The organism is Stenotrophomonas sp. HMSC10F06 (genome assembly GCF_001807865.1).
In the GTDB taxonomy this organism is placed as follows: Bacteria; Pseudomonadota; Gammaproteobacteria; order Xanthomonadales; family Xanthomonadaceae; genus Stenotrophomonas; species Stenotrophomonas bentonitica_A.
In genome coordinates this window covers 116,549-131,063 of record NZ_KV791248.1, presented here as the reverse complement: position 1 = coordinate 131,063, position 14,515 = coordinate 116,549, and the positions used below count along the sequence as shown (strand labels likewise).

Below are 14,515 nucleotides of genomic sequence, written 5' to 3'. Positions count from 1 at the left end.
ACCCCGCTGCTCACGCAGCGGGGTTTTCTTTTTGTCCGCGATCAAGTGCGTGTCCAACGCGTGCCCGACACGCCGCGAGGTGTCGTGTCTGTCCGTAGAGCGCGCCACTGCACGGGCGTATCGTCACGGCTGCTGATGACGATGGACGACCCCCCATGGCGCTGAACTGCGTGATTCTCGACGACTACCAGAACGCCGCGATGGCGTATGCCGACTGGAACGCGCTCGGCGAGGCGGTGCAGGTACGCACGCTGACGACGCCACACACCGGCGATGCACTGGTAGCCGCGCTCGGCGATGCCGACATCCTGGTGGTCATGCGCGAACGCACACCCATCACCGCGGCTCTGTTGGCCCGCTTGCCCCGTCTCCGCCTGCTGATCACCAGCGGCATGCGCAATGCGGCGGTCGATGTCGCGGCAGCGAAAGCACAGGGGATCATCGTCTGCGGCACCGACAGCCATCCCGAGCCTGCCGTGGAGATGACCTGGGCGCTGATCCTCGGCCTGATGCGTCAACTGGTGCCGGAGGTCAACGCGCTACGCAGCGATGGACCGTGGCAGCAGACGGTCGGCCGTGACCTGCATGGTGCGCGGTTGGGACTGCTGGGGCTGGGCAAGATCGGTCAACGCGTAGCGCAGATCGGCCAGGCGTTCGGGATGCATGTCAGTGCATGGAGTCCGAATCTCGATGCCGCCCGTGCGGCGGCGGCGGGGGTGCAATTGGCCACGTCCAAGCAGGCGCTGTTCGCCGGCAGTGACGTGGTCTCGCTGCATCTGGTCCTGGGCGAACGCAGCCGCGGAATCGTGGATGCCGACACGCTGGCCTGTCTGCCGACGCACGCGTGCCTGATCAATACCGCGCGGGCCGGTCTCGTTGATCGGCAGGCGTTGATCGATGCCGTGACTGAAAAGCGCATCGCCGGTGTTGGCCTGGATGTCTTCGACATCGAACCCCTCCCGGCAGGGCATCCGCTGCGCACATTACCCAACGTCTTGGCGACGCCCCATCTGGGCTACGTCACCGAGCGCAATTACCGGGACTATTTCGGCCAGGCGGTCGAGAACATCGCCGCCTGGCTGCAGCGCACGCCGCAGCGCACGCTGGGCTGAGGATCACGCCAGCGCGGAGTGGCGCACGGGGTGGGCCTGGTGACGGAACACGGCCACCGCCTGGGTGAGGTCGGCCGCCTGCGCTTCCAACAAGCGTGCGGCGGCACTGGCTTCCTCAACGAGCGCTGCGTTCTGCTGGGTGGCGTCGTCCATCTGCGCCACGGTCTGGTTGACTTGATCGATGCCCGCGGCCTGCTCCTGCGAGGCCGATGAAATCTCGGCCATGATCCCGCTGACGCTGGCCACGCTGCTGACGATCTCGCCCATGGTCTGGCCGGCGTCCTGCACCAGGCGCGCGCCCTCGGCGACCTGCACCACGGAGGCGTCGATCAGGTTCTTGATCTCCTTGGCCGCATCGGCCGAGCGCTGGGCGAGAATGCGCACCTCGCTGGCGACCACCGCAAAGCCGCGACCCTGCTCACCTGCGCGTGCGGCTTCCACGGCGGCGTTGAGGGCAAGAATATTGGTCTGGAAGGCGATGCCGTCGATCACCCGGGTGATGTCGCCGATCCGGCGTGATGCAGTCTGGATCCCATCCATGGTCGTTACCACTTGGCTGACCACGTGGCTGCCGCGCGTGGCGACGTCATGCGCACCGTGGGCCAGTGAGCTGGCCTGACGTGCATGTTCGGCGTTCTGGCGCACCGTGGAGGTCAGTTCCTCCATCGAGGCCGCGGTCTCTTCCAGATGCGCGGCCTGGCGCTCGGTGCGCTCGGATAGATCATCGTTGCCACTGGCGATCTCACTGGCGGCCAGCGAGATCGAACCTGTGCACTGCTTGATGCGCTCCACCATCGCGGTCAGCTGCGCTGCCGTTGCGTTCGCGTCGCGCTGCATGGCCTCGAACGAGCCATGGAAATCGCCCTGCATGCGTTGATCCAGATCCCCGTCGGCCAGCGCGGACAGCATCCGGCGGATTTCACCGACCGTGCCGCCCACGCTGTCCAGCAGCTGGTTGATGCCGCCGGTCAGGCCATTGAGGAAACTGGCGCCGCCATCGGTGGCCTGCAGGCGGCGATCAAGATCGCCCTTGCTGGCGGCGTCGACGATGCCCGCCACCGCGTTCTCCAACAGCAGCTCATGCGTGCGGTCATGCCACTCCACCGCGAAGCCCTGGCGCTGCCCCTGCGCATCGAAGACCGGCGTCACCACCTGGGCGAAGTGCACCGGGCCGATCCGGACGCGGCCATGGTGGGTGGCCATCAAGGTATTGAGGATGGCGCGGATGCGGTCCGGATTGGCATGGAAGCGATGGATGCTGCTGCCGACCAGACGCTCGGCATCGAAGTCCGGAAAGGCCTCGCGCAGGCTGGCCTGCTGGTTGCGCAGCAAGGTCACCACCGACTGGTTGACGTAGCGGATCACGTGATCGTTGTCGGCGATCATCATCGCGGTGCGCGAGACGTCGAGGGCCTGGCGGACCTGGCTGTCGTGCTGATGGACGACGTCCGCGGCCTGGTAGCGCTGGGTGAGCTCGGCAACCGCCGAGGTGGCGCGTTCTTCAGCGCGGACCAGCGCCAATGCCTGTCGCCGGGTGCGCGTCGCCAGCACCCACAGCAGCGCCGCCCCGATCGCGAGTGGCAGCACGGACCATGGCTGTCGTTGCCATACCGCGATGATCAACGAGACCAGCAACAACACACCTGCAGCAAGCAGACACACCGTATCGGTGCGGAGCGCGGAGCGCAGCACGTGATCCGGCGGACGGGGCGGGGCGTGGGAAATGGCGGACATAGCGACTCCAGGATCAGTAGAAAGCAGGGAATCCGTCGCGCGCAGACGCACAGGCGGATGCCACCCCAGACACCGGCAATGCGGTGGGCGTGGCAGCGGGATGAGAGGGGTGTGGGCGCAGAGCCGGTGCGCGTGCAAGAGGATGCGTGCGTGCCATGGCGGCAGGTGCCACCGGCATGGCGCGGCCCGGTGGGCGATGGCGCGGCCAATCCGACATTGCTTACGACCTTCCCTGGAAGCCCTGATGGATACGCGGCTTCGCAACGGCGGAGCAAGCGGCAGTGCAGACCGCGCATGGCGGGCTGCGTCCTTGGTATCGGCCCGGAAATGGAAAAGTTGAGCGGCGTGACATCGGCCGGTCACCACACTCTGCTCCAGCAGCACGCGCCGGACCGTCGCGTGCTGGCGCCTCACATGCGCCTACGCGAGGGGCGTCATTCGGCCAGGAAGCGGCGGATTACCTCGCCCACCACGTCTGGATGCTCCATGTGCAGATGATGCGTGCCCGGGAACACCGCCAGCTGCCCGTCACGCAGCAGGCCGATGCGTTCGCTGCGCAGCGGCTCGGGGTAGTACGACTGTGCGGGGGTGGCGTAGATCACCTGGGTCGGGCATTCGATCGCGGCGAGCAGGTCGTCGATCTGCGCCTCACTCAGGCGCATCGCGGTGGGCAGCATCAGGCGTTGATCGCTGCACCAGCTGTACCCGCCCTCGACCGGTTTGACGCCACGTTCGACCAGCAGGCGCGCGCACGGCTCGCTGAGCTGGTTGGCCACCATGCGGGCGCGGATCGGCGCAGCCAGATCGGGGAACACACGCAGCCTGCGGGTGGACAGTGCACGCGCGGCGCGCACGTGTTCGCGAAGACGCTGTGCTGTCTCATTCTCCGGACCGCGCAGGCCGCCGAGCGCCTCGATCGCGATCAGGCGCTCCACGCGCTCCGGTGCGGCCGCTGCGGTGAGGCTGGCGATGCCCGCGCCCATCGAATGGCCGAGCAGCACGAAGCGATCCCAGCCCAGCGCATCGGCAACTTCAAGGACATGGCAGATCGCACCGGGTGTGTTGTATTGCGTGCCGGGCGGCAGATGCGCGCTGTGGCCGTGCCCGGGCAGATCGATCGCCACCAGCTCGAGCCCGGGCAGCTGCGCGGCCAACGGCACGAAGCTGGCCGCGTTGTCGAGCCAGCCGTGCAGCGCCAGCACACGCAGGCCACCGCTCACAGGCGACCGCAGCCCCGCCACGCTGCTGCCGGCGACCGCCAGGGAGAACGGCTGCAGGGTCATGCCAATGCCGCGATGCTCAGCCGCGACAGCGCCAGTGCATGCGCCTGCGCATCGTTGAGGCAGGGGATGTAGCGCATGGTCGCGCCGCGCTGGGCCACGGTTTCGGTAAAGCCCATCGCCACTTCCTCCAGCGTTTCCAGGCAGTCCGTGGCAAAGCCAGGGCAGACCACGTCCATGCTGCGCACGCCGCTGTCTGCCATTGCCCACAGGGTGGGCTCGGCATAGGGCTGCAGCCACTTCTCGCGGCCGAACCGCGACTGGTAGGTCAACTGCCAGGCATCGTCGGTCAGCTCCAGGGCCTGCGCGATCGCCCGCGCACTGGCCTCGCAGCGTTGCGGATACGGATCGCCGGCATCGGCCAGGCGCTGCGGGATGCCATGGAAAGAGAACACCAGCTTCTCGCCGCGACCGTGGTGCTCCCACCACTGGCGGATGCTGCCGGCGACGGCGGCGACCCAGTCCGGATCGACCGCGTAATCGCGCACCAGGGTCACGGTGACGCCGGGATGCTTCGGCTGCCACTCGCGCACCTGGTCCTCGATCGAGGCCGTGGTGGTGGTCGAATACTGCGGGTACAACGGCAGTACCACGATCCGTTTCATGCCCTCGGCGGCCAGCCGGTCCAGCTCGGCCGGCAGCGCCGGGGCGCCATAACGCATCGCATGGCGCACCCGCAGATCGGGCATCATGCCCTGCATGGCCTCGGCCAGCCGGCGCGTGTAGACCATCAGCGGGGAGCCCTCCGGCAGCCAGATCTGGGCGTATTTGGCGGCCGATCGACCACTGCGCAATGGCAGGATCAGCCCGTACAGCAAGGGTTTCCAGAACAGTGGCGGAATCGCGACCACGCGCGGATCGCTGAGGAACTCAGCCAGGTAGCGACGCACCGCCGGGGCGGTTGGCGTCTCGGGCGTGCCTAGATTGACCGCCAGCACGGCGGTGTCGGGTGCGTCGAGCATGTCGCCATTCTCGCAGGTCTGCGCGATTGGCGGGATGGATTTGGATGATGAACACGATCCAGTAGGCATATCGATAGCCCGGAATACTCATTGCCGATTCATCGCCGGGCTTCTAACGTCCAGAAGCGTATCGACCCCGGTCGAACGTGCCGCTATCTTGTATGAATCGACTTTCTGGAGCCCACCCATGCGCCGCCTCAGCCTTGTACTGCTGATCACCGCCAGCCTGCTGTCGACCCAGGCCATGGCCGGGCCACAGGAGGACCAGCGCGCCCGCAATGCCGTGCGCGTCCTGAATGAAATCCAGGGCATCCCCGAGCAGGGGATTCCCGACAAGCTGCTCGACGAAGGTCGCGCGGTCGTCGTCATCCCTGACACCATCAAAGCCGGCCTGGTGATCGGTGGCCGTCGCGGCCACGGCCTGATGTCGGTCAAGACGCCCGACGGCAGCTGGTCCAACCCGGTGTTCGTGAAGCTCACCGGCGGCAGCATCGGCTTCCAGGCCGGTGTGCAGTCCTCCGACGTGGTGCTGGTGTTCCGCAATGACCGCAGCCTGGACAATCTCGTGAACGGCAAGTTCACCCTGGGCGCCGATGCCGGCGTCGCCGCCGGTCCGGTCGGCCGCAACGCCGCCGCCGCCACCGATGGCCAGCTGAAGGCCGAAATCTGGTCCTGGTCGCGCGCCCGCGGCCTGTTTGCCGGTGTGGCGCTGGATGGTGCCGTGCTGCAGATCGACGATGCCGCCAACCTGGATGCCTACGGCAGCAACACCACGCCGCGCATGGTCTTTGAAGGCCGTGTCGGTGAGCCGCCGTCGGTGGACGTGGTCGCCTTCCGGGATCGCCTGGAAGAAGCCACCTATACCGCCCGCGAGAAGCGTGGCACCGCAGGCAGCGCACCGGCGCCCGCGCCAGCGCCGCGTGCGGCCGCTGTACCGGTTCGACCTGAACAGGCACCGGCCCCGGCCAATGCTGGCGCGACCACGGCACCGCTGCAGTCCGTGCCGGCGCAACCGGCCGCGCAGCAGGGCTTCCAGCCGGTCGGCGACGGTGAAGTCCGTACCGAATCGCTGGACGGCAACTGACTTTTGTCACGCGCGCCGGCTTACCGCCGGTGCGCTATGCTCAACCGTCTGATCACTACGTAACGCGAGCGGCTCATGGGCAGTTTCAGCATCTGGCATTGGTTGGTCGTGCTGGTCATCGTTCTGCTGGTGTTCGGCACCAAGAAACTGACCAGCGGCGCCAAGGACCTTGGCAGCGCCGTCAAGGAATTCAAGAAGGGCATGCGCGACGAGGACAAGCCGAACGCGCAGCTCAGCGACAGTTCGCGTCCGCAGGACTCGACGACGACGTCGCAGACCGAGCACGACCGCGACCCGCGCTGATCCGGGCGGCTTGGCGTGTTCGATATCGGTTTCAGTGAACTGCTGGTCATCGCGGTGGTGGCCCTGGTCGTCCTCGGCCCCGAGCGGCTGCCCAAGGCAGCCCGCTTCGCCGGGCTGTGGGTGCGCCGCGCGCGCAACCAGTGGGATTCGGTGAAGCAGGAGCTCGAGCGCGAACTGCATGCCGAAGAGATCAAGCGGCAGTTCGACGATGTGAAGACCTCGATGCGCGATACCGAGTCGCAGCTGCGCGCCAGTGGCGAAGCAGTACGCCGCGAGGCCGAGCAGATGCGCCAGGACGTGGCGCAGCATGGCGATGGCATTGCGGCGGCCGCTGCGGACGACGAACCGGTGATGACCGGCCCCGCGCCGGGTTCCCCGGCCAGCGTGGCCCAGCATGTGGTGGCCCCCGATGAGGTGGAGCCGCCGCGTGATGCGATGGCGCCGCCGGGCATCGATGGCAGCGCGCCGCGTGCGGACGTGCCGACGGCCCCGCCGGCGTCAACGCACACTGCGCCACCGACGCCTGCGCCCACGCTGCCGAACGATGAGGCACCGCGATGAGCGAGCATGAAAGCAACGAGAGTTCGCTGGTCGAACACCTGATCGAACTGCGCGCGCGCCTGGTGCGCGCGTTGATCGGCCTGGGCGTGGTGTTGCTGGGCCTGATGCCGTTCTCGCGGCAGATCTACACGATGATCGCCGAACCGCTGATCTCGCAGCTGCCGAACGGGCAGACGATGATCGCGACCAACCCGGCCGGCGCCTTCTTCGCGCCGTTGAAACTGACCTTCTTCGTGGCGGTGTTCATCGCCGTGCCGTGGCTGCTGTTCCAGCTGTGGTCGTTCGTGGCACCGGGCCTGTATGCCCGCGAAAAACGCCTGGCGGTGCCGTTGCTGGCCTCGTCGGTGCTGCTGTTCTATCTGGGCTGCGCGTTCGCGTATTTCCTGGTGTTGCCGGCGGTGTTCCACTTCCTGACCGCGTTCCGCCCGGAGGTGATTGCGATCACGCCGGATGCGACCGCTTACCTGGATTTCGTGCTGGCGATCTTCTTCGCCTTCGGCACCAGCTTCGAGCTGCCGGTGGCGATGGTGATCCTGGTGCTGCTGGGCTGGATCACGCCGCAGCAGTTCAAGGAAGGCCGCGGCTACGCGATCGTCGGCATCTTCGTGCTGGCCGCGGTGCTGACGCCGCCGGACGTGGTTTCGCAGCTGATGCTGGCCATTCCGATGTGCCTGCTCTACGAACTGGGCATCCACGCCGCGCGCTGGCTGGTGCCACGCCCGGGCGGGAAAGAACAGCCGGAGTAAGGCACAAACAAAAACCCCGGCCAAGGCCGGGGTTTTCTGTTTGGATCAGGCCGCGAACACGTTGTTCGGGCCCGGCATCGGCGGCGGGGTCTGCGGACCCTGCTGGCCGAACATCTGCTTCCACGCCGTGTAGATGGCACCGGCGAAGACCGGCATCACCACGCCCATCAGCAGCAGCTGCGCCACGAACAGCGCGAGCATCGTGCCGCCGATCAGCTGCGCGATCAGGGCCACCAGCATCACGCCGAAGTAGATCGCAAACACCGCCACGAAGGCGAGCAGGAAGAACACCAGCATCGCCAGCACGTTGTGCAGGCAGGCGCGCAGGCTCAGGCGCATCGCCTGCAGGCCGTTGCGGTGCTCGAACATCACCTGCGGCGGCAGGGTGAACAGCGCCAGCGCCATCGCCAGGAAGGTCACCACCACCAGCGCCAGCCACAGCAGGATGCGCATCGCCGGCAGGCTCGCCATCAACTCTTCGATCTGCGCCGGGTCCGGCTGCGCGCCGGACTGGCTGATCGCGTTGAGCTGCACCATCACCTCGCTCAGGTGTTGCAGGCCGCTGCTGCCGATCAACACCAGCAACAGCACGCCCAGGAACAGGCCGGCCACCAACTGCGGCAGCAGCGAGGCGAGCAGGTTCAAGGCGCGGCCTTCATGCAGGCCCTGCAGCAGGTGCGACGGCTGCGCCACGCGACCCTGGTCGACTTCGCGCACGGCCCAGACCAGGCCGCCGAAGAACAGCGGGCCGGCCAGTGCCATCAACAGCTGCGCCAGCGTGCTCAGCGCCGGGCTGACCATCGCCAGCGACATCACCAGCAACGCGGCCACGGCCCAGATCACGCCGAGCAGGCCCAGCGCCAGCGGCGCCTTGCGCAGGAGGGTGAAACCCGACACCAGCCATTCCGCGCCGGCGGAGGCCGGCAGCTTGCGAATCTCGCTCATAACATTCCGGGGACAGGGGAGGAGGCGCGAACGCCCGATTGCGGTCGATTATCCCTGTTTTCCCGGCGCGTGACCTGAAGGCCGCCCTGCGCGGCGCGGACGCTGCGTTGCGCCCGGATGACGTCCCCGCACGGGCCTCAGGCGTTGCGTGCCTGGCGGACGAAACGGCGCAGCAGCTGGCGGGCCAGCGGCGCGGCGCTGACGTCGCGGGCGACGCTGCGCGCGCACCCGCCGTGCTGGCGGATGCACTCGGCGCGGGCGCGGACGTAGCCACGCATGTGGTGGGTGGCGAACTCCGGATGGAACTGCACGCCCCAGGCATGCGCGCCCCAGCGGAAGGCATGGCAGTTGTCCTGCGCCGAGCGCGCCAGGATCGCGGCACCTTCGGGTACGCGAAGCACCGTCTGCAGGTGGGTGGCGTGGGCCGGGAAGCGTGCGGGCAGGCCGCCGAACAGCGGATCGTCCACCGCCGATGGATCCAGCGCCAGCTCGATCGTGCCGGACTCGCGCCCGGCCGGGTTGTAGGCGACTTCGCCGCCCAGCGCGTGGGCGAGCAGCTGGTGGCCGTAGCAGATGCCGAACACCGGGCGGTCGTCGTGGGCGGCTTCGCGCAGCCACTGCGCGCTGCGTTCGCTCCACTCGGCGCGGTCGGTAACGTAGGCGGCCGAGCCGCTGACGATCACGCCGGCAAAATCGCGGTGGCTGGGCAGGGTGCCGCCCTGCTCGACATCCACCACCACGGTCTCGTCGGCATCCAGCCCGGCCGCGACCCGGATCCAGTGCGAAAACCGCCCGTAGCGGCGCAGCGAGGCGACGGGTTGGCCGGTTTCAAGAATCAGGAACGGGGCGGAATTCATCCGGGGGAGGCAGGACCGAGAGGACTTCCTCGATTGTAGTCAGCCCTGCCGCTACCTTTTCAAGCCCTGCGCGACGCAGGGTTCGTACCCCTTCAGCACGTGCGGCACGGTTGAAGGCGGCCAGATCCATGTCCGCGCGGATGTGCCGGCGCAGGCTGGAACCCAATGGCAGCAACTCATACAGGCCCACGCGACCGAGGAAACCGGTGCGTCGGCAGTCGATGCAGCCGACCGGTGCATATGGCGTGGGCGCCTGAGGTAATGCTGCATCGGCATCAGTCAGCACCGCCCATTGCTCGGCCGAGAGCACCGTGGGCACCTTGCAGCTGGTGCACAGGGTGCGCACCAGGCGCTGGGCCAGCACCCCGTTGAGGGTGGAGGCAAGCAGGTAATGCGGCACGCCCAGATCGAGCAGGCGGGTGATCGCCGAGGGCGCATCGTTGGTGTGCAGGGTGGACAGCACCAGGTGGCCGGTCAACGAGGCCTGGACCGCCATCTGCGCGGTCTCCAGGTCGCGGATCTCGCCGATCATGATGATGTCCGGGTCCTGCCGCAGCAGGGTGCGCACGCCGCTGGCGAAGTCCAGATCGATGTTGGTCTGCACCTGCATCTGGTTGAATTCCGGCGCGATCATTTCGATCGGGTCTTCCACCGTGCACACGTTGACGTCCGGCGTGGCCAGCCGCTTCAGCGTGGAATACAGGGTGGTGGTCTTGCCCGAGCCGGTCGGCCCGGTGACCAGCACGATGCCGTGCGGGCGCTCGACCAGGGCGCTCCAGCCAGCCGCTTCCTGCGGGCTGAAACCCAGCTGGTCGATGCTCTTGAACGCCGCATCCGGGTCGAAGATGCGCATCACGCACTTTTCGCCGAACGCGGTGGGCATGGTCGACAGGCGCATCTCCACTTCGCGCCCGCCCGGCGAACGGGTCTTGATGCGGCCATCCTGCGGGCGGCGACGTTCGGCCAGGTCCATCCGGCCCAGCACCTTGATCCGGCTGACCACGGCGGTCATCACCGCCGGCGGCACCTCGAACACCTTGTGCAGCACCCCATCGATGCGGAAGCGCATGCGGCCCATGTCGCGGCGCGGCTCCAGGTGGATGTCCGAGGCGCGCTGCTCATAGGCGTACTGCAGCAGCCAATCCACGATGTGCACGATGTGCTGGTCGTCGGCGTTGACGTCACCGGCGCGGCCCAGCTCGACCAGCTGCTCGAAGCTGGGCAGGGTGCTGCTGGCTTCGCCCCGGACATCGCCACGGGCGCCGCGCACCGAGCGCGTCACCCCGTAGAACTCCATGGTGTAGCGGTGCAGATCGAGCGGGTTCACCATCGCCAGCTCGATCCGGCGGCGGCTCAGGTGCTGCAGGTCGCGCAACCATTCCTGGGCCAGCGGCTCGCTGGTGGCGACCAGCACGCGCTCGCTGTCCACCGCCAGCGGCAGGAAGCGGTGGCGGCGGGCATAGGCATGGGAAACCAGGGCGGTGACCGCCGAGACGTCGACCCGGGTCGGGTCCACCCGCAGGTAGCGCACGCCCGCGCGCTGGGCCAGCCACTCGCTCAGGCGCTCCAGGCCGAGCTCACCGCCTGCGCTGGCGCCCAGTTTAAGGTTGGCCAGCAGCACCAGCGGGTGGACCTCGCTGGCATTGCGTGCGCCCGGGGCGGAAAAGCGGATGCGCTCCAGATCGGCGGCGGCGACCAGGCCATCGGCAACCAGGGCTGCGGCGACCTGGTCGAAATCCAGCCGCCCGTGCGGCAGGGGCACGACCCCCGCAGGGACGCTGGCAGAAGCCGCAGGCAGGCGTGGATCCATCCTCCATTTCCCCAGGCACGGAAGGCCCGTGCGGTCGGTCGCTATACTAGCGCACCCCTTCTGCAGGCAAGAATCCGCCGCATGTCCGCGATCCCGAACGTTCCGATCACTTTCCAGGGCCTGATCCAGACCCTCAACCAGTATTGGGCGCAGCAGGGCTGCGTGCTGATCCAGCCGCTGGACCTGGAGGTGGGTGCAGGCACCTTCCACCCGGCCACGTTCCTGCGCTCGATCGGTCCGGAAAGCTGGAATGCCGCGTATGTGCAGCCGTCGCGCCGCCCCACCGACGGCCGCTACGGCGAGAACCCCAACCGCCTGCAGCGCTACTACCAGTACCAGGTGGCGATGAAGCCGAGCCCGGACAACATCCAGCAGCTGTATCTGGATTCGCTCAAGGCGCTGGGCATCGATCCGCTGGTGCATGACCTGCGCTTCGTCGAGGACAACTGGGAATCGCCGACCCTCGGCGCCTGGGGCCTGGGCTGGGAAGTGTGGTTGAACGGGATGGAAGTCACCCAGTTCACCTATTTCCAGCAGGCCGGCGGCCTGGAGTGCAAGCCGGTGCTCGGCGAGATCACCTACGGTCTGGAGCGCCTGTGCATGTACCTGCAGAACTGCGACAACGTCTATGACCTGATCTGGACCTACGGTCCGGATGGCACCCCGGTCACCTATGGCGATGTGTACCTGCAGAACGAGATCGAGCAGAGCACCTACAACTTCGAATACGCCGACGTGGACGAAATGTTCCATCGTTTCGATGCCTGCGAAAAAGAAGCGCAGACGCTGGTCGATGTCGGCCTGCCGCTGCCCGCGTATGAGCAGGTCTGCAAGGCCAGCCATGCGTTCAACCTGCTGGATGCGCGCCGCGCGATCAGCGTGACCGAGCGCCAGCGTTACATCCTGCGTGTGCGCGCGCTGGCCCAGGCCGTGGCCAGGCTGTACGAGGCCAAGCGCCTGGAAGCCGTGGCCGCCAAGGAGGTGCAGGCATGAGCACGATGCAGCCGCTGCTGATTGAACTGGGGACCGAAGAACTGCCGGTCAAGGCGCTGCCGGGCTTGGCCCAGGCTTTCTTCGATGGCGTCGTGGATGGCCTGACCATGCGTGGCGTGACCATTGAACGCGGCGATGCCAAGCCGCTATCGACCCCGCGCCGCCTGGCCGTGCTGCTGCCCGGCGTGGCCGTGGAACAGCCGGAACAGCACAGCGAAGTGCTGGGTCCGTACCTGAACATCGCGCTGGACGCCGAGGGTCAGCCGACCAAGGCATTGCAGGGCTTCGCGGCCAAGGCCGGGATCGAGTGGACCGCGCTGGAGCGCACCAGCGATGCCAAGGGCGAGCGCTTCGTGCACCGCTCCACCACGCCGGGCGCGCGCACCGCGACGCTGCTGCCGGAGATCCTGCGCGAGGCAATCGCCGCGATGCCGATCCCCAAGCCGATGCGCTGGGGCAGCCACACCTACGGCTTCGCGCGCCCGGTGCATTGGCTGGTGCTGCTGCACGGTCCGGACATCATCGAGGCCGAGGTGCTGGGCCTGAAGGCCGACCGCATGAGCCGCGGCCATCGCTTCATGCATGACAAGACCGTGTGGCTGAGCGCGCCGGAGGACTACGTTGCCTCGCTACAGGCCGCCTATGTACTGGTCGATGCCGACGCGCGCCGTACCCGCATCGTCGAGCAGGTCAACGCGGCGGCGGCCCAGGCCGGCGGCCAGGCGCGCATCACCCCGGACAACCTGGAACAGGTGGTCAACCTGGTCGAATGGCCGGCGCCGGTGCTATGCAGTTTCGAGCGCGAGTTCCTGGCGGTGCCGCAGGAAGCGCTGATCGAGACGATGGAGATCAACCAGAAGTTCTTCCCGGTGCTCGATGCCGGCGGCAAGCTGACCGAGAAGTTCATCGGCATCGCCAACATCGAGTCCAAGGACGTGGCCGAAGTGGCCAAGGGCTACGAGCGCGTGATCCGCCCGCGCTTCTCCGATGCCAAGTTCTTCTTCGACGAAGATCTGAAGCAGGGCCTGGAATCCATGGGCGACGGCCTGAAGACCGTCACCTACCAGGCCAAGCTGGGCTCGGTCGCCGACAAGGTCGCCCGCGTGGCCGCTCTCGCCGAGGCCATCGCCCCGCAGGTGGGCGTCGAGCCGGTGCTGGCCAAGCGCGCCGCGGTGCTGGCCAAGAACGACCTGCAGTCGCGCATGGTCAACGAGTTCCCGGAGCTGCAGGGCATCGCCGGCCGTCATTACGCCGTGGTTGGCGGGGAGTCGCCGGAGGTGGCGCTGGCCATCGACGAGGCTTACCAGCCGCGCTTTGGTGGGGATGACATCGCGCTGTCGCCGCTGGGCAAGGTGCTGGCCATCGCCGAGCGTCTGGATACGCTGGCCGGTGGCTTTGCCGCGGGCCTGAAGCCGACCGGCAACAAGGATCCGTTCGCGCTGCGCCGCAATGCGCTGGGCCTGGCCCGTACGGTGATCGAGAGCGGGTTCGATCTGGATCTGCGCGCGCTGGTCGCCACCGCCATCGCCGGTCTGCCGGCGGGCGTGCAGCCCAGTGCCGAGCGCAAGACCGAGGCGCTGCCGCAGGAGCTGTACGACTTCGTGATCGATCGTCTGCGCGGCTATTACGCCGACAAGGGCGTGCCGGCCACGCACTTCAACGCGGTCGCCGAGCTGAAGCCAGCGTCGCTGTACGACTTCGACCGCCGCATCGATGCCATCGGCACCTTCGCCGCGCTGCCGGAAGCCGAGGCACTGGCCGCGGCCAACAAGCGCATCCGCAACATCCTGCGCAAGGCCGAGGGCGCGATCCCGGGCATGATCGACCCGGCGCTGCTGGCCGAGCCGGCCGAAAGCGAACTGGCCGAAGCGGTGGAAGCGGCCATCGACGACAGCAACGCCAGCCTGCACCAGAAGGACTACGTGAGCGTGTTGAACCGGTTGGCGCGCCTGCGCCCGCAGGTGGACGCGTTCTTCGATGCGGTGATGGTCAATGCCGAGGACCCCGCGCTGCGGGCCAATCGCCTGGCCCTGCTCAAGCGCCTGGGCGACCGCCTGGGCAGCGTGGCGGCGATCGAACACCTGTCCAACTGACGCTGCGGGGCAGGACGCCCCGAGGCTCACCAGAA

General features: G+C 67.7%; 13 protein-coding genes. 7 read left to right on the top strand and 6 right to left on the bottom strand.

Going from position 1 to position 14,515, the window contains the following annotated elements; all coding sequences use genetic code 11:
• Positions 1-155: 155 nt before the first annotated feature.
• Positions 156-1,112 (top strand): D-2-hydroxyacid dehydrogenase family protein, encoded by a 957-nt coding sequence (locus tag HMPREF3113_RS00575; protein ID WP_070470104.1) that lies wholly within the window; start codon positions 156-158, stop codon positions 1,110-1,112.
• A 3-nt stretch (positions 1,113-1,115) separates the two neighbouring features.
• Here HMPREF3113_RS00575 and HMPREF3113_RS00570 read toward each other — a convergent pair whose 3' ends face one another.
• The 3 genes from HMPREF3113_RS00570 to hemH all read right to left on the bottom strand — a co-directional run bounded on the left by HMPREF3113_RS00570 (position 1,116) and on the right by hemH (position 5,088).
• Entirely contained in the window at positions 1,116-2,846 is a 1,731-nt protein-coding gene (locus HMPREF3113_RS00570) for a methyl-accepting chemotaxis protein (protein WP_070470102.1), read from the bottom strand.
• Between the two features lie 434 nt (positions 2,847-3,280).
• Positions 3,281-4,129: an alpha/beta fold hydrolase gene (locus HMPREF3113_RS00565; RefSeq protein WP_070470099.1), complete on the bottom strand. Its 849-nt coding sequence runs from the start codon at positions 4,127-4,129 to the stop codon at positions 3,281-3,283.
• Complete coding sequence (gene hemH, locus HMPREF3113_RS00560; RefSeq protein WP_070470096.1) at positions 4,126-5,088, bottom strand: ferrochelatase; 963 nt, start codon at positions 5,086-5,088, stop codon at positions 4,126-4,128. Before hemH ends, HMPREF3113_RS00565 begins: the two co-directional genes overlap by 4 nt.
• Positions 5,089-5,275: 187 nt before the next feature.
• Between hemH and HMPREF3113_RS00555 the strand changes: the two genes are divergently transcribed.
• From HMPREF3113_RS00555 to tatC, 4 genes are all read left to right on the top strand, one after another.
• Complete coding sequence (locus HMPREF3113_RS00555; protein WP_070470094.1) at positions 5,276-6,172, top strand: lipid-binding SYLF domain-containing protein; 897 nt, start codon at positions 5,276-5,278, stop codon at positions 6,170-6,172.
• A 75-nt stretch (positions 6,173-6,247) separates the two neighbouring features.
• Positions 6,248-6,475 carry a Sec-independent protein translocase subunit TatA gene (gene tatA, locus HMPREF3113_RS00550; protein ID WP_019185586.1) on the top strand — a complete coding sequence of 76 codons (228 nt, stop codon included), beginning with the start codon at positions 6,248-6,250 and terminating at the stop codon, positions 6,473-6,475.
• 15 nt (positions 6,476-6,490) lie between these two features.
• On the top strand, positions 6,491-7,036 hold the full coding sequence (tatB, locus tag HMPREF3113_RS00545) for a Sec-independent protein translocase protein TatB (protein WP_070470091.1): 546 nt from the start codon (positions 6,491-6,493) through the stop codon (positions 7,034-7,036).
• Positions 7,033-7,782, top strand: a complete 750-nt coding sequence (tatC, locus tag HMPREF3113_RS00540; RefSeq protein ID WP_070470088.1) for a twin-arginine translocase subunit TatC — start codon at positions 7,033-7,035, stop codon at positions 7,780-7,782. Before tatB ends, tatC begins: the two co-directional genes overlap by 4 nt.
• Before the next feature lie 45 nt (positions 7,783-7,827).
• Here tatC and HMPREF3113_RS00535 read toward each other — a convergent pair whose 3' ends face one another.
• From HMPREF3113_RS00535 to HMPREF3113_RS00525, 3 genes are all read right to left on the bottom strand, one after another.
• Positions 7,828-8,727 carry a BPSS1780 family membrane protein gene (locus HMPREF3113_RS00535; protein WP_070470085.1) on the bottom strand — a complete coding sequence of 300 codons (900 nt, stop codon included), beginning with the start codon at positions 8,725-8,727 and terminating at the stop codon, positions 7,828-7,830.
• A gap of 137 nt (positions 8,728-8,864) precedes the next feature.
• Positions 8,865-9,584 (bottom strand): glutamine amidotransferase, encoded by a 720-nt coding sequence (locus tag HMPREF3113_RS00530; RefSeq protein ID WP_070470082.1) that lies wholly within the window; start codon positions 9,582-9,584, stop codon positions 8,865-8,867.
• Positions 9,556-11,394 carry a GspE/PulE family protein gene (locus HMPREF3113_RS00525; RefSeq protein ID WP_070470081.1) on the bottom strand — a complete coding sequence of 613 codons (1,839 nt, stop codon included), beginning with the start codon at positions 11,392-11,394 and terminating at the stop codon, positions 9,556-9,558. The genes HMPREF3113_RS00530 and HMPREF3113_RS00525 overlap by 29 nt, the downstream gene beginning before the upstream one ends.
• An 81-nt stretch (positions 11,395-11,475) precedes the next feature.
• Here HMPREF3113_RS00525 and glyQ point away from each other — a divergent pair, with 81 nt between their 5' ends.
• Together glyQ and glyS are read left to right on the top strand one after the other, a co-directional pair.
• Positions 11,476-12,387: a glycine--tRNA ligase subunit alpha gene (gene glyQ, locus HMPREF3113_RS00520; RefSeq protein WP_070470079.1), complete on the top strand. Its 912-nt coding sequence runs from the start codon at positions 11,476-11,478 to the stop codon at positions 12,385-12,387.
• Positions 12,384-14,480 (top strand): glycine--tRNA ligase subunit beta, encoded by a 2,097-nt coding sequence (gene glyS, locus HMPREF3113_RS00515; protein WP_070470077.1) that lies wholly within the window; start codon positions 12,384-12,386, stop codon positions 14,478-14,480. Before glyQ ends, glyS begins: the two co-directional genes overlap by 4 nt.
• Positions 14,481-14,515 lie beyond the last annotated feature (35 nt).

What these genes read in the sequence shown, in the direction of transcription:
- HMPREF3113_RS00575 (WP_070470104.1), top strand. Translation starts at nt 156, where the DNA reads ATGGCGCTGAACTGCGTGATTCTCGACGACTACCAGAACGCCGCGATG.
- HMPREF3113_RS00570 (WP_070470102.1), bottom strand. Translation starts at nt 2,846, where the DNA reads ATGTCCGCCATTTCCCACGCCCCGCCCCGTCCGCCGGATCACGTGCTG.
- HMPREF3113_RS00565 (WP_070470099.1), bottom strand. Translation starts at nt 4,129, where the DNA reads ATGACCCTGCAGCCGTTCTCCCTGGCGGTCGCCGGCAGCAGCGTGGCG.
- hemH (WP_070470096.1), bottom strand. Translation starts at nt 5,088, where the DNA reads ATGCTCGACGCACCCGACACCGCCGTGCTGGCGGTCAATCTAGGCACG.
- HMPREF3113_RS00555 (WP_070470094.1), top strand. Translation starts at nt 5,276, where the DNA reads ATGCGCCGCCTCAGCCTTGTACTGCTGATCACCGCCAGCCTGCTGTCG.
- tatA (WP_019185586.1), top strand. Translation starts at nt 6,248, where the DNA reads ATGGGCAGTTTCAGCATCTGGCATTGGTTGGTCGTGCTGGTCATCGTT.
- tatC (WP_070470088.1), top strand. Translation starts at nt 7,033, where the DNA reads ATGAGCGAGCATGAAAGCAACGAGAGTTCGCTGGTCGAACACCTGATC.
- HMPREF3113_RS00535 (WP_070470085.1), bottom strand. Translation starts at nt 8,727, where the DNA reads ATGAGCGAGATTCGCAAGCTGCCGGCCTCCGCCGGCGCGGAATGGCTG.
- HMPREF3113_RS00530 (WP_070470082.1), bottom strand. Translation starts at nt 9,584, where the DNA reads ATGAATTCCGCCCCGTTCCTGATTCTTGAAACCGGCCAACCCGTCGCC.
- HMPREF3113_RS00525 (WP_070470081.1), bottom strand. Translation starts at nt 11,394, where the DNA reads ATGGATCCACGCCTGCCTGCGGCTTCTGCCAGCGTCCCTGCGGGGGTC.
- glyQ (WP_070470079.1), top strand. Translation starts at nt 11,476, where the DNA reads ATGTCCGCGATCCCGAACGTTCCGATCACTTTCCAGGGCCTGATCCAG.
- glyS (WP_070470077.1), top strand. Translation starts at nt 12,384, where the DNA reads ATGAGCACGATGCAGCCGCTGCTGATTGAACTGGGGACCGAAGAACTG.